This window comes from Chitinibacter sp. S2-10 (assembly GCF_046530675.1).
Lineage (GTDB): Bacteria > Pseudomonadota > Gammaproteobacteria > Burkholderiales > Chitinibacteraceae > Chitinibacter.
Genome location: NZ_CP172558.1, coordinates 2,969,856 through 2,990,681, shown reverse-complemented (window position 1 = coordinate 2,990,681; position 20,826 = coordinate 2,969,856). Strand labels below are relative to the sequence as shown.

The following is a 20,826-nucleotide window of genomic DNA, read 5'->3' as shown; positions in this document are numbered from 1 at the left end:
CACTTAGAGTGTTTTGAGCTTGCCTCTGAATTCATCGACGCTTTGATAGCCTTTCTTGACCATGATGGCGGCCAGCTCGGTCTGTACGCGCGGGAAAATGCCCGGGCCTTCTTCAAGCAGGCTGGTGCCGATTTGCACCAGCGTTGCCCCGGCCAGAATATGCAGAAAAGCGTCACGACCGGATTTCACGCCACCGCAGCCGATGATGGCTTTCTCGGGGCAACGACGGTAAAAGGCATTCACATTAGCCAGCGCCGTAGGCAAAACAAAATCGCCACCCAGCCCGCCAAAACCGTCTTTGGGTTTGATCAGCGTGGTTTCGGAATCCAGATCAATCGCCAGTGCATTGCCGATTGAGTTGATGCAGGTGACAAAAGCGACCAGCGGATAGCGATTCAGGATTTCGGCCGCTTCGTCAAAATGCGCCATGTCGAAATACGGCGGCAGTTTGACGCCAAACCCTCGCTGATAACCCGATGACACCTCGGCCAGCATCATGTCCATCGCTTCGAAGTCGTAGCCAGTCTGCGATTTGCCCGGCACATTCGGGCACGACAGATTGATTTCCAGCAGGGCCGGTAATACCGCGTCCTTCAGTGCATCGACCATGGTCAGATTGTCGTCGAGCGTCAGACCCGATAGCGAAATAAACAGCGGCTTGGCTTCGTAGTCATGGCGTTGCGCATAGCGCAGATAATAGTTGAAACCTTCATTGGGCAAGCCCATCGAGTTGATGCTGCCAAAGGGCTGATTTTCACCATCAAGCACGCGGTAGCGCGGCTCGGGATTGCCATCGCGCGGCTGCAGCGTGCAGCTTTTGCTGACCATGGCGCCAGCAGCCGATTCGGTGAGTGCTTCCAGTTGCGATGCGACGCTGCACCAGACCCCCGACGCATTCATCAGCGGGTTGTTCAGTGGCAATTCCAGAAACTGGGTTGCTAAAAGATGGGGGGTCAAGTTGGACATGACCTTCTCCTGAATTCATGATTAAGCCGATTGTAGGCAATGGGCGCGCAGCCTAATGTGAGTAAGATCAAAGATTTGCTGATTGGATTCGGCCTGGATCAGTTTGCGACAGTTTATGACGGCTTATGAATGCAAAAAACACGGCCCAGATCAAACTACGGATTTTGTTCGAAGGTACAATATCGCCATTGCTCGTCTGGAACCCGTAACCACAATGCCGACTTCTATTGCTGATTTTCCTTTTACCTTGCTTGCCGACGAACTCGAGCGGGTTCGTGCCAATACCCCTCTGGTGCATGTGCTGACCAACGAAGTGGTGCAATGCTTTACGGCCAATACCCTGCTGGCGATGGGGGCGTCACCGGCGATGATCGTTGCTCGGGAAGAAGTCGCCGAGTTTGCTGCACTGGCCGATGCACTGCTGATCAATGTCGGTACGCTGTACGCAGAGCGGCTGGACGCGATGCAGCTGGCAATTGCAGCTGCGAATGCCGCAGGAACACCGTGGGTGCTCGATCCGGTGGCGGCGGGCGTACTGGCGTATCGTACCGAGGCATGCCAGGCGATGCTGGCGCTTAAACCGGCTGCAATTCGTGGTAACGGTTCGGAAATTCTGGCGCTTGCGGGCGGGTTGGGCGGTGGTCGGGGTGTCGATAGTACGGCCAGCTCGAATTCGGCACTGGCGGCGGCGATGGCTTTGGCCAAGGAAACCGGCGCTATCGTGGCGGTCACCGGCGCGATTGATTACATCACCGATGGCGAGCAAAGCTGGGCGGTCGAGCTGGGGCATCCGCTGATGACCAAAGTGGTCGGAACGGGTTGCGCGTTATCCAGTGTCGTTGCCGCCTTTCTGGCCGACGCGCCCAATCGGCTCAATGCCGTTGCTGCCGCGTGTGCGCTGATGGCACTGGCTGGCGAGCGCGCGGTTGAATGCAGTGACGGCCCCGGCACTTTTGTTGCGCCATTTCTGGATGCCTTGCACATCATTCATCCGCAATCTTTGCGCCAGGTGACGGCATGAGCCGTAATCCAATCGATCTGAGCCTGTATCTGGTGCTCGATCCCGATCTGTGCGGTGGCATGGCCGGGATGGTGGAAACGGCAAAAATCGCGGCTGAAAACGGCGTTACCGTCGTGCAATTGCGCGCACCCAACTGGAAAAAACGCCAGTGGCTTGAATGCGCGCAGCAATTGAAAGCGGTGCTGACACCATTGAACATCCCGCTGATTATTAATGACCACGCCGATATTGCGCTGGCCGTTGACGCCGACGGCGTGCATGTCGGGCAAAGCGATTTACCGGTGGCCGTGGTGCGCGACTTGCTTGGACCGAACAAAATCGTCGGTCTGTCGACCAATAATCTGGGCAATGTGCATGAGTTGCTGACGCCGGAAATCGCGGCGTGTATTGACTACATTGGCGTCGGGCCGGTCTATCCAACCAGCACTAAAAAAGATGCGTCACCCGTGATTGCCGCGGCCGAAATGGCCGCGATGTTCGCCAGTACCGGCAGCTTGCCTGCGGTAGCGATTGGCGGCATCAGCAGCGGTAAAGTGGCGCCGTTGATCGCCGCCGGCGCCGATGGCGTTGCGGTGATTTCGGCGATTTGCGGCCAGCCGGATATTGCCCGGGCAACGCGAAATTTGTTAACTGAAATCAATCTGAAAAAGGGTTCATGATGACTGCTGCTCATCAACGTCAGATATGCCATGCACTGACCATTGCCGGCTCGGATTCGGGCGGTGGTGCCGGGATTCAGGCTGATCTGAAAACCTTCTCGGCGCTGGGCGCTTATGGCATGAGCGTGATTACCGCGCTGACCGCACAAAACACGCAGGGCGTCAGCGCAGTTCATCCGGTGCCGGCCGAATTTGTGACCGCCCAGTGCGACGCGGTGTTTAGCGATATCCGCGTTGATGCGGTCAAAATGGGCATGCTTGCCAATGCCGAGATCATCACTGCCGTTGCCGAGAGTCTGCGCAAATACCAGCCGGAGTATATCGTGCTGGATACCGTCATGATTGCCAAAGGAGGGCATACCCTGCTGGATCCTGCTGCGGTCAATGCCTTGCGCGATCAGTTATTGCCACTGGCGAGCATCATTACGCCGAATCTGCCCGAAGCGGCTGCGCTGCTCGATTGTGCCGAGGCCAAGTCTGAGGACGAAATGCGTGCGCAGGGCAGAGCCTTGCTCGCTGCCGGTGCGAAAGCGGTGCTGATGAAAGGCGGTCATCTGGGCGGCGAGCAATGCCCGGACTGGCTGATTACACCCGAGACCGAGGTGAATTTTCCCGCTGCGCGCATTGCGACGCGCCATACGCATGGCACTGGCTGCACGTTGTCGGCTGCGCTGACTGCCTTGCGTCCACAACGCGCCGACTGGGCTGAAACCGTCCGCGATGCCAAAGACTGGTTGCTCAAAGCGATTGCCGACGCCGACCGTTTGCAGGTCGGTCACGGCATCGGCCCGGTGCATCATTTTCATCGCTGGTGGTGACCGCAAGTCGGGGGATAGCGGATTTTCCGGTCTGCTTTTGAGTAATGGTTTGCGATCATAAAGCGATTGCCCCCACTCTGGAGAATCCGCCATGCAAGTTCAACCCTATCTGTTTTTCAACGGTCAATGCGCGCAGGCACTGGCTTTTTACCAGCAGCTGCTCGGCGCCAGACTGAATTTCAAGCAGACCTTTGGCGAGTCGCCAATGGCCGCCGATTTACCGGCAGAAAGTCACGGGCTGATCATGCACGCCAATTTTTCGGTCGGCGACTCGCAAATCATGGCGTCTGACGGTATGCCGGGGCAGACCTGTCCTGAAATGCAGGGCTGTGCGCTGACGATAGGCCTGAATAATCTTGCCAAAGGCGAACAACTATTCAATGCGCTCGCCGAGGGTGGCAAGATCTGCATGCCTTTCGAGAAAACATTCTGGGCGCGCGGTTTTGGCAATGTGACCGACCGGTTCGGAGTGAACTGGATGATCAACGTCGAATAGACCGACTACCTCTTAATGGTCAGCCGCCGCCGCCGGGCTTCCTGATATAAAGCAAGAATTCTTCTGCTTGCCCTCGCTACGATGGGGCATCGTGTTCGAGCTGTCTATCTGATGAAACTTCATTTCAAATCACCCCTCTTCAAAACAATCGTCGCGGCACCGCACCGGCTGGGCTTTCTGGCCGGTGCGGCTTTGCTGTTGATGAGTTTTCTGCTCTGGACGCTGGAAATGTCCAGCCGCAGTTTTTCCATCGATCTGTCGCCCAGTATGCCTGCGCTGTTCTGGCATGGCAGCGTGATGGTTTACGGTTTTTTCCCGCTCTTCATGCTCGGCTTTATTTATACCGCCGGCCCGCGCTGGCTCAATGTCGCCAGCCCTGCGTTGCGGCAATACGCACCGGTGATGCTGGGCTACGCGGCAGGGACGGTCTTGTGTCTGGCCGGACGCTGGGGAGCGACGTGGATGTTGCTGGGTGTGGCATTGCAAGGGCTGGCGTGGAGCCGCGCAACGCAAATCTGGTGGCTGGCCATTGCCCGCAGCCAGGTTGGTGATAAAACGCACGCGCAAGCGATAGGCTGGGCATTTGTTCTGGGGCTTGCCGGTTTACTGGCGCAGCTGGTCTGGCTGCTGTTCGGCAATATTGCTGCCTGGCAACTGGCGGTGAATCTGGGGATCTGGGGTTTATTGCTGCCGGTGTTTCTCAGCGTCAGCCACCGGATGATTCCGTTTTTCTCGGCCAATGTGCTGCAGCCCTATACCGCATGGCGTCCGGCTTGGCTCTTGTATACCCTGGTAGGGTTATCGATGCTGCGCCCCGTTTTTGAGGCGATGGGAGTCAATACCCTGCCTGTTGATTTGCCATTGGCGGCGATTCTGCTTTATACCAGCTGGCGCTGGCAGCTGTGGCACTCTTTTAAAGTCAAACTGCTGGCGATGCTGCACGCCGCTTTTGCCTGGGCTGGCGTTGCGCTGGCCTTGCAAAGCATCAGTGATCTTCTTCAATTGTTTCAATTGTCGGGTCATGCCGGACTGGGCTTTGCGCCGCTGCACGCGCTGACGCTGGGTTTTTTCTGCACCATGCTGCTGGGTTTTGTTACTCGTGTCACGCTGGGGCATTCGGGACGGCCGCTCGTTGCCGCCGGTATCGCGTGGACTGCTTACTGGGCGATGCACGGTGTCGCACTGGCACGGGTACTCGGCGAGCTGATTCCGGCCTGGCAAATGGCTTTGTATCTGATCGCCGCAGTGCTGGCGCTGCTTGCGCTGCTGCTGTGGGGGCGCGTTTATATGCCGATGTACTGGCAGGCCAGGGTGGATGGCCAACAAGGCTAAGTCTTTCTGCCATTACCCCGAAAGGGTTAGAAAATCGACCGTTTGCCCGAGCGTAAGCAAGGTAAACTGTGGCTCAACTCAAAAGTCTGGAATTGTCGTGTTGCAAATCGAAGGCCTGACCGCGATGCGGGGCGGGCGACCCTTATTCAATCCTGTCTCGTTGACGCTGTCCGCCGGGCAATGCCTGCATTTGCAGGGTGCCAATGGCGTCGGTAAAACGACTTTGCTGAAAGTCATCGCCGGATTGTCGCAGGCTGGCTTGAGCGAACACACGGCACCGATCCGCTGGCAGGACAGAACACCGGCCGGATGGGGGGACGATTATGGTGCCCAGTTTCATTATCTCGGCCATCGCGATGCCTTGAAAGACACGCTCAGCCCGCTGGAAAATCTGCTGCTTCATGCCCGATTGCAAGGCGTGCTGCTGACTGAAAGCGCCGCTTTGCAAGCGCTGGTCAAAGTCGGGCTGGCTGCCTGTGTCGATTTACCGGTACGCCAGCTCTCGCAAGGCCAAAAACGCCGCGCGACGCTGGCGCGCTTTCTGGCTTTACCGCGTCCGATCTGGGTGATGGATGAACCGCTGGTTGCACTCGATGTCTCAGGGCAGTCCGAGCTGGGGAACTGGATTGCAGCGCATTTGTCTTTAGGGGGTATTGCGCTGCTGACTTCGCATCAACTGCTTCCTGGCGAAATACCTGCCCCTTGTATTCTGAAGCTGGAATCGGCGAGGTTTACGTCCGTATGAGCGCATTGCGATTTTTCGGCCATATGGTCGCGCGTGATCTGCTCCTGGCCTGGCGGCAGCGCGGCGACGTGCTCGTTGGGCTGATGTTTTTTGTGCTGGTTTCCACGCTGTTTCCGCTCGCCGTTGGTCCGGAGCCAAACTGGTTATTACGGATTGGCCCCGGTGTGCTGTGGGTGGCTGCATTGCTGGCTGTGTTGCTGTCTTTGCCTCGGCTGTTTCAGAGCGACTGGCAAGATGGCTCGCTCGAACAATTGCTGCTCGCTCCTTATCCGGCGAGCATGATGGTCGCCGGCAAATTTGCCGCGCACTGGCTGGCGACCAGTGTACCGCTGGCGCTGGCTGCGCCGCTGCTGGCGATCCAATATGGTCTGCCGTCCGAGCAATGGCTGATGCTGCTGGCGAGCTTGCTTGTTGGGACGCCGATTATTACTGCGCTGGGCGGCATCGGTGCTGCGCTCACGCTGGGTTTGCGTCAGGGCGAAGTCTTGCTCGCCTTGCTGGTGCTGCCGCTGCTCGCACCGGTGCTGATTTTTGGCAGCGGCGCAGTGGCTGCGGTCGCGGCGGGGCAGTCCGGCATGGCCGAATTGTCCTTGCTGGCGGCTCTGGCGTGTGCAGCGATATTTTTTGCGCCATGGCTGACGGCCAAGGCGCTGCGGCTGGCGATTGAATAAGACAAAAATGTAGGGTCGGCTTTGCCCGCAGGGTACGCAGAGCGCAGCCGACCATGAATGATTAAAGTTGCTAAGTCGGCTAAAGCCGACCCTAGGATTTAAAGTTTTAGATAAAAATGACTATGGATACTCCCAAAAATAAACCCAGCTGGCATCTGTTCCATTTTGCTGCGCCGAGCACCTTTTACCCGCTGGCGGGCAGGGCAATTCCGTGGCTGACCGCGCTGGCGGTGCTGCTGGCTGCAATCGGTTTGTGGATCGGTATGGCCGTTGCGCCCAGCGATGCGCAGCAGGGCGATGGCTACCGGATTATTTTCCTGCACGTGCCGACGAGCTGGATGGCGATGTTTATTTATATCGTCATGGCGTTTTGGTCGGTGATTCATCTGGTCTGGAAAACGCGGCTGTCGGCGCTGATGGCACAGGCACTCGCGCCGACCGGTGCGTGGATGGCGCTGATGTCGCTGGTCACCGGCGCGCTGTGGGGCAAGCCGATGTGGGGCACCTGGTGGGTGTGGGACGCGCGGCTGACTTCGATGTTGCTGCTGTTTTTTCTGTATTTGGGTTTTATCGCGCTGACGCGCAGCATTGACGACCCGGATCGAAGCGACCAGGCCGGATCATTGCTGGCGATTGTCGGCGTTTTCAATGTGCCGGTGATTTATTTCTCGGTCTACTGGTGGAACACGCTGCATCAGGGTGCGTCGGTCACAACCCGCGGCAGCAGCATGGCCTCGGTCATGCTGCTGGCGATGCTGCTAATGGGGCTGGCGGCGTGGATGTATTCAATTGCGATGACGCTGCGACGGGTGCGGGTTTTAATCCTGCAGCGCGAGGCGGGTACGCGCTGGGTGCAGGAGTTGAACATACTTTAAAAGTGCTGCGCGCTCCGTGATAGCGCATCGGGGGGTACTCGCAATCCTCATGTACTTCAGTACATTCCGGTTGCTGCGCTCCGGCCTCAACGCTCTGACGGGCGCTCGCTACTTTTTAAGCATCTTCAATTGCATTAGAACAGTGATGAAAGGAATTGAAATGTACTGGAACAGCTGGGCCGAATTTTTTGCCATGGGTGGCTACGGGGTATATGTCTGGAGCTCTTTTGCAGTTTGCGCTGTATCGTTATGCATAGAGGGAGTATTGCTGCACCGTAGCCGTTTGCAAACGCAGCAGCAAATCGCCCGCGCCCGGATGCTGGCCGAAATGAAGCAGGCAGGAGAGTCCGCATGAGCCCACGTCGCAAACGTATGTTCTGGCTTGCTGGCGCGCTGGTGACGTTATCGCTGGTGGCGTTTTTCGTCGTCAATGCTTTTCGCGAAAATCTGGTTTTTTTCTATAGCCCGACGCAAGTTATCGCCGGTGAAGCGCCACAGGGGCGTGCTTTCAGGATTGGCGGCATGGTCGTTGACAAGTCGCTGCAACGCCAGAGCGACGGCGTGACGATGCAATTTGCCGTCACCGATACCGACAAAACGATCACGGTGCGCTACAAAGGCCTGCTGCCGGATTTATTCAAGGAAGGCAAAGGCGTTGTCGCGCAGGGCAGTTGGGATGGTACTTTGTTTACCGCGACTGAAGTCCTCGCCAAACACGACGAAAATTACATGCCGCCCGAAGCGCAGGATGCAGTGAACAAGGCGCATCAGAAAGCGGCGGAGAAACGCGCAAATTAAACGATGTCGTCATTCCGGCGAAAGCTGGAATCCAGCCGCGATGGATATTGAACTCTGCTCTGGATGCCGGCTTTGCCATTAGGCGCGCAACGCGGCCAGTATGACGGCATCAAAGCACACTCGAATTTGAAAATATACATGGCCGTAGGTTATTAAAAGGGCAAGTAATGATTGGTGAACTCGGTTTATTTACGTTGATTTTGTCGACCGTGGTCGCGCTGGTGCTGGCGGCCTGTGGGATTGGCGGTGGGCAAACAGACAACAAGGCATTGATGCGGATGACGCGACCTGCGGCACTGTTGCAGTTTTTGCTGCTTTCTACGTCATTTGCGCTGCTGGCTGCTGCATTTCTGCTCGATGATTTTTCGCTGGTTTATGTGGCCAAGCAATCCAATCGCTTGTTGCCCGATCTGTATAAATTTGCTGCCGTCTGGGGCGGGCACGAGGGCTCGCTGCTGCTGTGGGTGCTGATGTTGTCGGGCTGGACTGCTGCAGTGGCGCTGCTTGCGCGCAGTATTCCGCTGCTGGTTCGTGCCTTGGTGCTCGGCGTGCTTGGCTGTGTTTCGCTCGGCCTGCATCTGTTTATTCTGTTTACATCCAGCCCGTTTGCCCGCTTGCTGCCTGCCGCGCCCGATGGCAATGATCTCAATCCGCTCTTGCAAGACCCCGGCTTGGTTTTTCATCCACCGCAACTGTATATGGGTTATGTCGGTTTTTCGGTCGCGTTTGCCTTTGCCATTGCTGCACTGCTGACCGGGCGGCTTGATGCCGCGTGGGCGCGCTGGAGCCGGCCGTGGACTGCGGCGGCGTGGGTGTCGCTGACGATGGGCATCATGCTCGGCAGCGCGTGGGCCTACTACGAGCTGGGCTGGGGCGGCTGGTGGTTCTGGGATCCGGTTGAGAATGCTTCATTCATGCCGTGGCTGGCGGGTACGGCGCTGATTCATTCGCTGGCGGTCGCCGAAAAGCGCAATGCGTTCAAACACTGGACGGTATTGCTGGCGATTGCGACATTTTCGCTCTCGCTGCTCGGCACGTTTCTGGTTCGTTCGGGCGTGCTGACTTCGGTGCATGCGTTTGCCACCGACCCGACTCGCGGGATGTTTATTCTGGTTTTCCTGTGTGTCGTGATTGGTTCGTCGCTGGCGCTGTACGCGTGGCGCGCGCCGAAGATGGAAGGTGGCGGGGTATTTAGCTGGTGCTCGCGCGAGACTTTGCTGCTGACCAATAATGTGCTGCTGACCGTCGCGTGCGCGACGGTGATGCTGGGAACGCTGTATCCCCTGCTGATCGACGCGCTGGGTCTTGGCAAGCTGTCGGTCGGGCCGCCGTATTTCAACAGCGTATTTATTCCGCTGATGCTGCCGATGCTGCTACTGGTCGGTATGGTCGGCACGATGCGCTGGAAGCGGCACGAGGCGACAGAGATGGTCGCCGCCTTGCGCGCGCCAGCGGTCATTGCGATTGTGGGGGGCTTGTTACTGCCGTTTCTCTGGAGTAACACCTGGCGCTGGGGCGTGGCGCTGGCTTTGGGGCTCTCGCTGTGGGTGGCGATCACGGCCGCTCTAGATTGGTTTGGGCGCTTGAGGCTGAATTGGAAAAAAGAATCCTCTTTCTGGCGCGGCTTGCTGGCAATGCCGGCTTCGTTTAGTGGCATGCATCTGGCGCATCTGGGGCTGGCGGTTTTTGTCGCTGGCGTCACGGTGGTGTCGAGCTACGAGCGCGAAGACGACGTCAAAATGAAGCATGGCGACACACTTGCAGTGGGCGCGTATGTGATCCGCTTTGACGGTATTGCGCCACATCGTGAAAGTAATTATGCGGCGCTGCAAGGTTCGCTTTCGCTGTTAAAAGACGGCAAGGCCATCACCGTGTTGCATCCGGAAAAACGGCAGTATTTCTCCAGCCAGATGCCGATGACCGAAGCGGCAATTCATAACACGCCGTTTTACGATGTCTATGTGTCCTTGGGTGAGCCATTGGAAGCCAATCCGTTTACCGGTGCCTGGGTGATCCGTGCGCATTACAAGCCACTGGTCGGCTGGATCTGGCTTGGCTGCGTGATGATGGCGCTGGGCGGCGTACTGGCGATGAGTGATAGACGTTATCGCCTGACGAAAAAAACGGAGGCCGTACAATGAAACGTTACTGGCCATTACTGTTGTTTATTGCGCTTGCGGTGCTGCTCGCTGTCGGCCTGCGGCTGAACCCGCGCGATATTCCATCGCCCTTGATCGGCAAACCGGCGCCGGTGTTTACGCTCGACAGGCTCGATCAGCCTGAGTCATTTTCGACGGCTCAGCTCAAAGGCCAGCCGTGGGTGCTCAATGTCTGGGCTTCGTGGTGCAGTGCCTGCGTGGTCGAGCATCCGGTGCTCAATGCGTGGAAAAACAAGCTTGGCGCACCGCTGGTCGGTATGGCGTACAAGGATCTGGATACCGATGCAAAAAAATGGCTGGCGGATCGCGGGAATCCGTATAGCGCAGTGATTGCTGATCGTGAAGGTCGCGTTGCAATTGATTTTGGCGTTTATGGGGTACCGGAAACCTTTGTGATTGATGGCAAGGGCATTATTGTCCTCAAGCACACGGGGCCCGTCAGTGATGAGGTTTTCTCTGACAAAATCTTGCCCGCCTTGCAAGCGGCGAGAGTAGCGGGGGCGACACAATGATCTTGCGCCTGTTTGCTATTTTGCTATTCACCCTGTCACTCGCCCATGGCAAAACCTCTCCCGTTGCAAGTGATGCCACGAGTGATCTCGTCGTCGAAGAAAGGCTGGTGAGCTTGGCAGCCGAATTACGCTGCCTGGTGTGTCAGAACGAAAGCCTCGCCAGCTCGCGTGCGCCGCTGGCAGAAGATTTGCGCCGTGAAGTGCGCGAGCAAATCCGTACCGGTAAAAGCGATACCCAGATCATCGCCTATCTGACTGATCGTTACGGCGACTTTGTTACCTATCGCCCACCGTTAAAAGGTCGCACGCTCTTGCTGTGGATTGGTCCCTTCATATTATTGATACTGGCTTTGGGTATATTCTTGCGAGGCATATCAAGAAAGAGCTGCAATGAAATATCCATGGATTCTCAGCCAGTGGATCGCGAAGAACTGACTCGCTTGCAGCGCGAGTTTGAGAAGAAGGACGAGAAAAAATAATGAACACTTTTGCCCTGATTTGCGCCGCTTTCGTCGTGCTGAGCTTGTTAATTTTGCTGTATCCCTTATTTCGTCACGACAAAAACACGGCAGCCGATGTGGATGATGTCCGCCGCGCGCGTTATCAACTGCACGACAGCGTCGTCGCCGAGTTGCAGGCCGATGTCGCCAATGCCCGTTTGAGCGAATCCGAATATGCCGCCAGTCTGGCTGAGGCCGAGGCGCGGCTGATTGCCGAAGTAGGGCGGCTTGAGGCGGTGAGCGATGAAAAAAAACCACTCTCTGGCAAGAGTCAGCAACTTACGCTGAGTCTGATCGGGATCGGATTACCCTTGCTGGCCGCATTGCTTTATTTCCAGTTGGGCAATCCGGCTGCGCTCAATCCGGCTAATCGCGCAGCGCCCGATGTGGCCGCTTCGGCAATTGTTGACGCCGCCAAAATCGAGGGCATGGTAAAGAGTTTGGAGGCCAAAATGGCGCTCGAACCCGATAACACCAAAGGCTGGCTGATGCTCGCGCGCAGCTACCGCACGCTGGCGCGTTACGACGACGCGGTCAAGGCGTATGAGAAAGCCTGGCCGGAAGTGCAAAAAGACGCCGGAGAAATCGCACGGTTCGCCGGTTCGCTCGCCGTGCGTGATAACAGCTTTGCCGGTCGTCCGACACAATTACTCGCCAAAGCGCTGGAAATGAACGCCAGCGAACCTGACGCGCTGATGCTGGCTGGCAGTGCCGCTTTGCAACGTGGTGATCCTGCCATGACGATTTACTGGTGGGATAAATTGCTCGCGCTACTTGAGCCTGGCTCTGAAGACGCCAAGTGGTTGGCAGAAGAAATCCGCTTGGTGAAAGAAGGCGCAAGTGCCGCTTCTGCGCCAAAGCAGGCCGAAAAGCCATGATTTGGAGTGCTTCGCAAATCAAGCGTCAACAAACTCTGGTAAATTTTGGGGGTTGATTTATTCGATGTTTACAGCGAGCATTGGGTCTTAGAAAGGAACCTTTCATCAAGTTCCGAACCAAACACCCCGCGCATCGTTGCTTGGCCTTGTTCGTTGTCTGTCTGCGGCTTTGAGCTTTGCGTGACGGGTTGGCCTCAGGCCAAAGCGCTCGTCCAGTTACTTGCTTGACTCATATTCAGCCAAAGGAAGCGAACAATGTTCATTGAAAATCCTGCCCCCATCCTTTCCGGTTACAAAGCACTTGTTGTCGGTATTGCCAACGAAGATTCAATTGCCTATGGCTGCGCCCAGGCTTTTCGCGCTGTTGGCGCTGACCTTGCCATTACTTATCTGAATGAAAAAGCCAAACCGCATGTAGAACCTCTGGCAAAGGCGCTGGATGCGGCAATTTTTGCGCCGCTGGACGTATCCCAGCCTGGTGAACTTGAGGCTTTGTTTGAGCGAATTGAAAAAGAATGGGGCAAGATTGATATCCTGGTTCATTCGATTGCATCGGCAAAAAAAGACGATATCAAGGACGGTTTGCTCAATTGTTCGGCCGATGGCTTTGCGATGGCGATGGATATTTCAGTTCATTCACTGATCCGCATGACCAAACTGGCTGCGCCGCTGATGAAAGATGGCGGAACAATCTTTGCGATGACTTATCACGGCGCTTGTAAAGTCGTTCCCAACTATAACGTCATGGGACCGGTGAAGGCTGCTCTTGAAGCATCGTGCCGTTATCTGGCGTATGAACTGGGTTCCCAGGGAATTCGCGTCCATTCGATTTCGCCCGGCCCGCTCAAAACCCGTGCAGCTTCAGGTTTGAAGGACTTTGATTTGCTGCTCAATGAAGCCGCAGAGCGCGCGCCGCTGGGCGAACTGGTCGATATTCTGGATGTTGGTTATACCTGCGCCTACCTGGCTACCCCTTATGCACGCCGTTTGACTGGTGAAACGATCTACGTCGATGGTGGCGTCAATATCATGGCGTGAGTTTATCCGCGTGATCTAAGCTTTGGAGAATCAACGATGTCCAAAACATCCAGCAAGAATGCAAGTCGAGTTGTTCAGCCGCCTATGAAAACTGCCGCAGCGCTGTGGCCGGATAATCTGCAGCAGGCATGGTCTGTGCAAAGTGAGTATGTGGTCGATGTGATGCAGCGAACCATTTTGTACTGGGATTTGCTGCGACAGCGCAGCGAGCAATATTACGAACAAAAAGAAAAGGCCATTCCTCACGTATTAAAATTTGATACCGAATTGGTCCTTGATGCCCGTACTTTTGAGCGTCCGGTGAATTATCTGCTGGTGCGAATCAAGCCGCCGAAAGGGTTGGTCAGTGATCCGTATTTGCGGCCATTTGTTGTCGTTGATCCGCGTGCCGGTCATGGACCGGGGATCGGCGGTTTCAAGGCGGATAGCGAGCTGGGTGTGGCGATGGCAGCAGGGCATCCTTGTTATTTTGTCGGATTTACCCCTGAGCCTATGCCGGGACAAACCATCGAAGACATCATGCATGCGGAGGCGATCTTTCTTGAGAAAGTGATTGCATTGCATCCCGAGTCCGATGGAAAACCCTGCATTATCGGCAACTGCCAGGCCGGTTGGGCCGTCATGATGCTGGCGGCGACCCGTCCCGAATTGTGTGGGCCTGTGATTGTTCCGGGCTCTCCGCTGTCTTACTGGGCCGGCGTGACGGGTGAAAATCCGATGCGTTACACCGGAGGCCTGGCGGGCGGCAGCTGGATCACGGCTTTGACCAGTGATCTGGGGAATGGCAAATTTGATGGTGCCCATCTGGTCGACAATTTCGAGAATCTCAATCCAGCCAATACCCTGTGGGGAAAAAGCTATGACATCTGGTCGAATGTCGACAAGGGGGGAGAGCGTTTTCTTGAATTCGAGAAATGGTGGGGTGGTCACGTCAATCTGAACGGCGAAGAAATTCAGTGGATTGTTGATCAGCTCTTTATTGGTAACCGCCTTTCAACTGGCAAAATTGTCACCAGCGCTGGCGAGCATATCAATCTGCGTAATATCCGCTCACCGATCATCTGTTTTTGCTCCAAAGGTGACAATATCACCCCGCCCCAGCAGGCTTTGGGCTGGATTACCGATCTTTATGCCACAGACGACGACGTTCGCGCCTGTGGCCAGACCATCATTTATGCCGTCCACGACAGTGTCGGGCACCTGGGCATTTTTGTTTCAGGTGGGGTCGCCAAGAAAGAGCATCAGGAATTTGCCAGCAATATTGATCTGATTGATGTTTTACCACCGGGGCTGTATGAGGCGGTATTGACACCAAAGACCGCCGATTCGGCCAATCCGGAGCTGGTCGATGGTGACTGGATTGTTCGTTTTGAACCCCGCTCTTTGGAGGACGTTCGCGCTATCGTTCAGCCCGACCCAGAGAACGAGCGTCGTTTTGCTGCGGTGCAACGCGTGTCGGAAATCAATCTTGGCTTGTATCGCAGCTTGCTCCAGCCGCTTGTCCGGGCATCAATTAATGATCAGAACGCACAATGGCTTAAACAGCTTGGTGCGCCCGATTTGGCTTTTCAGCTGTTTTCCAATCGTAATCCCTGGATGGGGCCGTTGGCTCAATTGGCTGAGCAGGTTCGGCAGCAGCGTCAGCCGGTTTCGCCCGATAATCCGCTGCTCAAATGGCAGGGAATGATGTCGGATGCCATTATGACTGCGCTCGATACCTATCGTGATTTGCGCGATAGCAGTATGGAAGTCATTTTTCTGACGATTTATAGCTCACCCGTGCTGCAGGCTATGTTTGGCCTGAACCAATCAGACGAAGCATTGCGGAAAATTCCACAGATCGATGCCGAGCGTGCTGCGCTGATTAAGCAGCGTATTGCTGAACTCAAATCAGGCATCAGCAAGGGCGGTGCACGCGAGGCATTGATTCGCTCACTGCTGTATATCGGCATGGCCGGGCCCGGCGCGGATGAAAGGACGTTTAACGAGTTACGCCAGATTCGTGCTGAACATAATGGTTTGACTTTGACTCAGTTCAAGCAAACGGTGCGTGAACAGTATTTCTCATTGCTGCTGGACTGCGATGGTGCGCTCGCGGTGATTCCCAAAATGCTGCCTGCAGATGCTGATCTGCGCAGCAAAATGCTCGCGATTATCCGGCGCATTGCGCAGGCAGCAGGCGAATTGAACGGGGAGCGCACAGCGCGCTTAGCGAAAATTGAACAATTATTTGCTGCAGCCTGACTTGCTGCGCGAGGAATGTTATGGAACGCAAACACGAGAAATACGAACAGTTGATCGCTCGTTGCAAGGCACTGGCTCCGGTTCCGACCGCAGTGGCTCATCCTTGTGACGAAAGCTCGCTCAGAGGTGTTGTCGAGGCCGCGGAAATGGGCGTTTTACAGCCGATTTTGGTTGGCCCACGCGCCAAAATAGAGGCCATTGCGGCACAGTTTCAGCTCGATATTTCACGCTATGAGCTGGTCGATGCGCCGCACAGTCAGGCTTCGGCCGAAGCGGCAGTCAAACTCGCTCGCGAAGGCAAAGCACACATGCTGATGAAAGGCAGCTTGCATACTGATGAGTTGATGAGTGCTGTGGTCAATAGCACCAACGGTCTGCGCACGGCTCATCGCATCAGCCATGCTTTTGTCATGGATGTACCCAGTCTGGATCGGGCGATCATCATCACCGATGCCGCAATCAATATCGCGCCGAGCTTGAAAGACAAGGTTCACATCGTCCAGAACGCGATTGATCTGGCGCATGCACTGGGGTTTGGCACCCCCAAGGTAGCGATTTTATCGGCCATGGAAACCATCAATCCGGATATCTTGTCGACGATTGAAGCTGCTGCACTGTGCAAAATGGCTGACCGCAAACAGATTACCGGCGGTATTCTCGATGGCCCGCTGGCGCTCGATAATGCGATCAATTTGCAGGCAGCCAAAATTAAAAAGATCGACTCACCCGTAGCCGGGATGGCCGATATTCTGGTCGCTCCCGATCTTGAGGCTGGCAATATGCTGGCCAAAAGCCTGACTTTTATGGCGCACGCTGATGCGGCCGGTATCGTGTTGGGCGCACGGGTGCCGATTATCCTGACCAGTCGTGCTGACTCGGTAATGACCCGGCTGGCGTCTTGTGCGGTTGCCGCGCTGGTCGCCGAAGCACGACGAGTTGATGCCAGCAAGGCGGTGACACTATGAGCAATGCGATTCTGGTGCTTAATGCGGGTTCGTCCAGCATCAAATTTTCGGTATTTCTCGAAGCAGAAAAGACGCTTGCATTATTGCTAAGCGGGCAACTCGAAGGCCTTTACACTGCGCCGAAATTTAAAGCCAAAAATGTGGCTGGTGATCTTGTTGCCGAACAACAATGGGAGCCCGGTGAGCCGCTTGGACACGACGGTGGCATTCTTTATCTGGCTGGCTTTTTGCGTGAACAGCTGGGCGAGCACCAACTCGTTGCAGTCGGTCATCGTGTCGTGCATGGCGGTATCGACTATGCCGCGCCTGTGCAGATTACGACTGAAATCGTCAGCAATCTGGAGCGACTGATTCCGCTAGCACCATTGCACCAGCCACATAATCTGAAACCGATCCAGATCCTGCTTGAGAAGCAAGCCAAATTGCTTCAGGTCGCCTGCTTTGATACTGCATTTCATTGCACTCAGTCCGCCTTGGCACAAACTTATGCCCTGCCTGCCGAGATTACTGAGCGCGGCGTACGACGCTACGGCTTTCACGGACTTTCTTACGAATATATTGCTTCGGTGTTACCGGTTTACGATATGCACGCGGCGCGTGGGCGAACGGTGGTCTTGCATCTGGGGAACGGTGCCAGTATGTGCGCGATACAGGACGGGCGCAGCGTTGCCAGCACGATGGGCTTTACCGCCGTTGATGGTCTGCCGATGGGAACACGCAGTGGTAATCTGGATCCCGGCGTGGTGCTGTACCTGATGGACGAGTTGAAAATGGATACCCGCGCGATTGAAAAGCTGCTTTATCAGCAATCCGGGCTGCTGGGTGTTTCGGGTATTTCGAGCGATATGCGCAAGCTGCTCGATTCTGACGATCCTCGGGCGAAATTTGCGGTTGAATTATTTGCCTATCGCATTGGCCGTGAGCTGGGCTCACTCGCTGCCGCAATGGGTGGACTTGATGCGCTTGTCTTTACTGCCGGCATCGGTGAACACGCAGTCGCAATTCGCGAGAAAGTTTGCCGGGCCGCAGCGTGGCTGGGGGTTGAAATCGATTTGCCCGCCAATGCGGCGAATGCTCAGCGGATCAGCGCCGAGACAAGTCGCGTTCCGGTCTGGGTGATTCCGACCAATGAAGAATTGATGATCGCACGGCATACCCAGGCTATTTTGCGGCGCGTCAGGTAGTACTCTGCCTGCGCAGTGGAAGCTTAAGAACCTGCTGATTTATTCCTCACCCCGGCGCATCCTGTGTACCTGCAGGCAAAAGCCGGGGTTGTTGTTTCTGCTGGATTCCGGCGTTCGCCGGAATGATGAAATTCGAATTATCCAGAGCCTAATATTTAATCCCGTTTTCTACCGCCCAGACCGCCGCTTCAAGGCGTGAGCGGAAGTTCAGTTTGCGCAGCAGGCTTTTGACGTGAACTTTGACCGTGCCTTCGGCAATGCCGAGCTGGCGGCCGACGAGTTTGTTCGATAAGCCTTGTGCGAGACATTGCAGGATTTCCTGCTCGCGCTCGGTCAGGTGGGTCATTTGCTGTTTGCGATCGGTGGTGTCGTCTTCGCGCATCGCCATTGCCAGTGCGCGACCTAGCCGTTCGGGAATCGCCATCTGGCCATCGAGCGCTTCTCCCAGCCGCACAATGATTTCTTCCGGTTCCATATCCTTGAGCAGATAACCATCCGCGCCAGCGCGCACCGCACTGACCAGATCGCGGCTTTCATCCGATACCGTGAGCATGACGACTTTGCTATCGAGATCGAGTTGCTTGATTTCCTTGAGCGTCGCGATGCCATCCATATCTTTCATATTCAGATCAAGAATGACCAGATCCGGTTGCAGCTCGGCGACGACTTTAATGCCTTCGATACCGCCAGCGGCTTCACCAACGACAACAAATTGCGGGTTAAGTCCGAGTAGTTGCACCACGCCTTTGCGAAACAAAGGGTGATCGTCGATGACAACAATGCGGTAAAGATCGGTATTCATTGCAGGTTTCCTGGTATTAATCAAATCAATTTATTGGGTATCTTGCTGCAGCTATTGCTCGTAAATGGCTGTGTGGCTATACATGGCTGGGTATCTATTTTGCTCGTTGTGCTGATTCCTGATTCGAGAACGGTGTACTCGGGATAAATTGCAGAATGATTTGCGTTCCGCTGGGCTGGTTGGCCTGAATCGAAATGATTCCACCGAGGCTGCGCGCACGATCACGCATGATGGACAGGCCATAGTGTTGCGCCCGTTCAGGTGCTTTGCCGATGCCAACACCATCGTCATTGATCTGCACGACAATTTCATTGCCTATCCATGCCAGATGGATCTGGGCACTACGTGCATGCGCGTGATGATGCACGTTGGCCAATGCTTCGCGAACGATTTGCAATACATGAATTTCTTCTTCTGCCGCCAGCTCGACACCAAGCAGATGATTGTCCAGTGCAATTTCAAGACCGGTGCGTTCGGCAAACTCCTTGACGGTGGCCGTCAATGCAGCGTTGAGCCCGCCTTGGTTGATTTGCAGCCGGAAGGTCGTGAGCAGTTCGCGCAGCTGGCGATAGGCCGCATTCAAGCCCTCGCGCAATTCCTGCAACGTGGCTTGTGCCTGTTCAGGTTGTTCGCCGATCTGGTTTTGCAGCCGGACCACCTGGATTTTCAGATAGGACAATGCTTGCGCCAGCGAATCGTGCAATTCACGGGCGATGACCGAGCGTTCTTCAAACAGCGCCAGACGGTGCAGTGATTGCTTGCGATGGGATCCGGCCAGCGCGGTACCCAGATTGTGGCTGACGTCTTCGAGTACCTGCATCTGCCAGGGAGCCAGTTTGATGCCGTCCTGCAGCGTGATCGGCATAATGCCGTAAGTGATGCCACCTTCGAGCAGTGGAAAAACCAGCTCCTTGCTGTCCAGTGCGGGCGGAGTGTGCTCGATGCAAGCAGCACAGTCTTGTTCCAGACAGCCCAGCCGGATGCCTTGCTGCTGATTATTGGCCAGTTTGAAAGCACTTTTGACCGGGATATGTTGCTGCTTGGGGTTGATGTCGGTCAGACAGATTGCGGCATTTCTAAACGGAATGGATTCGCCCAAGACTTTTAATACCGCATCGAAAATGGCTTGATCCGGTTCGTTATCGGCGAGCAGGGCTTTGACCTGATAACGCAGTTGCAGCGCAGTCTGATTTTGTTCCAGTGCAGCCGTTTTTTCGGCAACGCGCAATTCAAGCTGGCTGTAGCTGGTTTCGAGTTCATTGAGCATGCGGTTCAGCGCTGTTTTCAGTGTGCCGATTTCGCCGCTGGCTTGGGTGTCTATTCGTGCAGCATAGTGTCCGGCTTCGACCTGATTGGCAACTTCAGCCATTTTGCTAAGGGGGTATGTGACTTGGCGATATACCCAGATTAATGTCCAGGCAAATACCCCAAATACGATCAGCAGCGAAATCCATTGTAACCGGGCAAGCGATTTCAGTCGTGTTTCATGGGCTTTTTCTAGGGCATCAACAAACAGGTCGATTTCGCTCACATATTGATGCGTACTGGGGAGCAGGATACTGGCGTACAGCGAATCGTCGCGCTCCAGGCTGGGGCGGATTTCATTGCGCCAGCGACTTTCCAGTGCATTGAACTGAACCCGGATCGGGTCTTGCGCAGCATCGGGCAGTGCATTTTGGATGCTGGGATGATAGAGACGACGTTCGAATTCGACAACAACTTCGCTTAAATTGGGTTGTCCACCGGGAATCGGATCGGCAGGCGAGAGTGCCGTTGCGGCAATCAGGTACGATTGCTTGCGCAAGGAGCCGGCCATATTGATTGCTTCGCCGCCGCCGGCTGACAGGCCGGTAATCCAGCCGCTGAGCAGCAAACTTAACACACTGGGCAAAATCAGTAACAAAAGTGCCAGCGATAGTCTTATAACGATAGACATATGGGCAAATCGTGTCGCACGTTTCAAAAGCGGAATTGAGATGGACACTTGTTTCTCCAGCATGAATTTGCCCGACCTCATGTGGGTCGCCAGCGCGAATGATCTGGATGAGGTAAAGAGAAGGGCTATTTTCCTGCCCTTATGGATCTCACTATATACCTCATTATGGGTAGCTATACCCCTCTACCCCTTAGGGGTAATTGTTTGTGCAGTGTCTGAAGTCTAAC

General features: G+C 55.5%; 21 protein-coding genes. 18 read left to right on the top strand and 3 right to left on the bottom strand.

The window, feature by feature from the left end:
- Positions 1-3 precede the first annotated feature (3 nt).
- The gene (locus ACG2XO_RS14065) at positions 4-966 is read right to left on the bottom strand and encodes a dihydroorotate oxidase (RefSeq protein WP_410498622.1); all 963 of its coding nucleotides are present in this window, start codon (positions 964-966) and stop codon (positions 4-6) included.
- Between the two features lie 214 nt (positions 967-1,180).
- On the opposite strand from ACG2XO_RS14065, the gene thiM reads away from it, so the two are divergent.
- The 18 genes from thiM (at position 1,181) to ACG2XO_RS13975 (ending at position 17,861) form a co-directional block, all read left to right on the top strand.
- A complete protein-coding gene (gene thiM / locus ACG2XO_RS14060) occupies positions 1,181-1,987 on the top strand; it encodes a hydroxyethylthiazole kinase (RefSeq protein ID WP_410498621.1) in 807 nt (268 codons plus the stop codon).
- Complete coding sequence (gene thiE, locus ACG2XO_RS14055) at positions 1,984-2,646, top strand: thiamine phosphate synthase (protein WP_410498620.1); 663 nt, start codon at positions 1,984-1,986, stop codon at positions 2,644-2,646. Before thiM ends, thiE begins: the two co-directional genes overlap by 4 nt.
- The gene (gene thiD, locus ACG2XO_RS14050; RefSeq protein ID WP_410498619.1) at positions 2,643-3,464 is read left to right on the top strand and encodes a bifunctional hydroxymethylpyrimidine kinase/phosphomethylpyrimidine kinase; all 822 of its coding nucleotides are present in this window, start codon (positions 2,643-2,645) and stop codon (positions 3,462-3,464) included. Before thiE ends, thiD begins: the two co-directional genes overlap by 4 nt.
- A gap of 91 nt (positions 3,465-3,555) precedes the next feature.
- Positions 3,556-3,960, top strand: coding sequence for a VOC family protein (locus ACG2XO_RS14045; protein WP_410498618.1), 405 nt, complete (start codon positions 3,556-3,558; stop codon positions 3,958-3,960).
- A 111-nt stretch (positions 3,961-4,071) separates the two neighbouring features.
- Complete coding sequence (locus tag ACG2XO_RS14040) at positions 4,072-5,292, top strand: NnrS family protein (protein WP_410498617.1); 1,221 nt, start codon at positions 4,072-4,074, stop codon at positions 5,290-5,292.
- A 97-nt stretch (positions 5,293-5,389) separates the two neighbouring features.
- A complete protein-coding gene (gene ccmA / locus ACG2XO_RS14035; RefSeq protein WP_410498616.1) occupies positions 5,390-6,037 on the top strand; it encodes a heme ABC exporter ATP-binding protein CcmA in 648 nt (215 codons plus the stop codon).
- Positions 6,034-6,708 (top strand): heme exporter protein CcmB, encoded by a 675-nt coding sequence (gene ccmB, locus ACG2XO_RS14030; protein ID WP_410498615.1) that lies wholly within the window; start codon positions 6,034-6,036, stop codon positions 6,706-6,708. Before ccmA ends, ccmB begins: the two co-directional genes overlap by 4 nt.
- A 122-nt stretch (positions 6,709-6,830) precedes the next feature.
- On the top strand, positions 6,831-7,583 hold the full coding sequence (gene ccmC / locus ACG2XO_RS14025; RefSeq protein WP_410498614.1) for a heme ABC transporter permease CcmC: 753 nt from the start codon (positions 6,831-6,833) through the stop codon (positions 7,581-7,583).
- Positions 7,584-7,743: 160 nt separating this feature from the next.
- A complete protein-coding gene (gene ccmD / locus ACG2XO_RS14020) occupies positions 7,744-7,938 on the top strand; it encodes a heme exporter protein CcmD (protein WP_410498613.1) in 195 nt (64 codons plus the stop codon).
- On the top strand, positions 7,935-8,381 hold the full coding sequence (gene ccmE, locus ACG2XO_RS14015) for a cytochrome c maturation protein CcmE (RefSeq protein ID WP_410498612.1): 447 nt from the start codon (positions 7,935-7,937) through the stop codon (positions 8,379-8,381). Before ccmD ends, ccmE begins: the two co-directional genes overlap by 4 nt.
- Positions 8,382-8,548: 167 nt before the next feature.
- Complete coding sequence (locus ACG2XO_RS14010; protein WP_410498611.1) at positions 8,549-10,522, top strand: heme lyase CcmF/NrfE family subunit; 1,974 nt, start codon at positions 8,549-8,551, stop codon at positions 10,520-10,522.
- On the top strand, positions 10,519-11,052 hold the full coding sequence (locus tag ACG2XO_RS14005; RefSeq protein WP_410498610.1) for a DsbE family thiol:disulfide interchange protein: 534 nt from the start codon (positions 10,519-10,521) through the stop codon (positions 11,050-11,052). The genes ACG2XO_RS14010 and ACG2XO_RS14005 overlap by 4 nt, the downstream gene beginning before the upstream one ends.
- Positions 11,049-11,531 carry a cytochrome c-type biogenesis protein CcmH gene (locus ACG2XO_RS14000; protein WP_410498609.1) on the top strand — a complete coding sequence of 161 codons (483 nt, stop codon included), beginning with the start codon at positions 11,049-11,051 and terminating at the stop codon, positions 11,529-11,531. The genes ACG2XO_RS14005 and ACG2XO_RS14000 overlap by 4 nt, the downstream gene beginning before the upstream one ends.
- Positions 11,531-12,430 (top strand): c-type cytochrome biogenesis protein CcmI, encoded by a 900-nt coding sequence (ccmI, locus tag ACG2XO_RS13995; RefSeq protein ID WP_410498608.1) that lies wholly within the window; start codon positions 11,531-11,533, stop codon positions 12,428-12,430. Before ACG2XO_RS14000 ends, ccmI begins: the two co-directional genes overlap by 1 nt.
- 255 nt (positions 12,431-12,685) lie before the next feature.
- The gene (gene fabI, locus ACG2XO_RS13990; protein ID WP_410498607.1) at positions 12,686-13,468 is read left to right on the top strand and encodes an enoyl-ACP reductase FabI; all 783 of its coding nucleotides are present in this window, start codon (positions 12,686-12,688) and stop codon (positions 13,466-13,468) included.
- A gap of 36 nt (positions 13,469-13,504) precedes the next feature.
- Entirely contained in the window at positions 13,505-15,712 is a 2,208-nt protein-coding gene (locus ACG2XO_RS13985; RefSeq protein WP_410498606.1) for a DUF3141 domain-containing protein, read from the top strand.
- A gap of 20 nt (positions 15,713-15,732) precedes the next feature.
- Positions 15,733-16,677, top strand: a complete 945-nt coding sequence (locus ACG2XO_RS13980) for a phosphate acetyltransferase (RefSeq protein ID WP_410498605.1) — start codon at positions 15,733-15,735, stop codon at positions 16,675-16,677.
- The gene (locus ACG2XO_RS13975; RefSeq protein ID WP_410498604.1) at positions 16,674-17,861 is read left to right on the top strand and encodes an acetate/propionate family kinase; all 1,188 of its coding nucleotides are present in this window, start codon (positions 16,674-16,676) and stop codon (positions 17,859-17,861) included. Before ACG2XO_RS13980 ends, ACG2XO_RS13975 begins: the two co-directional genes overlap by 4 nt.
- 148 nt (positions 17,862-18,009) lie before the next feature.
- Here ACG2XO_RS13975 and narL read toward each other — a convergent pair whose 3' ends face one another.
- Positions 18,010-18,663 carry a two-component system response regulator NarL gene (gene narL / locus ACG2XO_RS13970; protein WP_410498603.1) on the bottom strand — a complete coding sequence of 218 codons (654 nt, stop codon included), beginning with the start codon at positions 18,661-18,663 and terminating at the stop codon, positions 18,010-18,012.
- A 94-nt stretch (positions 18,664-18,757) separates the two neighbouring features.
- Positions 18,758-20,599, bottom strand: coding sequence for a histidine kinase (locus tag ACG2XO_RS13965; RefSeq protein ID WP_410498602.1), 1,842 nt, complete (start codon positions 20,597-20,599; stop codon positions 18,758-18,760).
- Positions 20,600-20,826 lie beyond the last annotated feature (227 nt).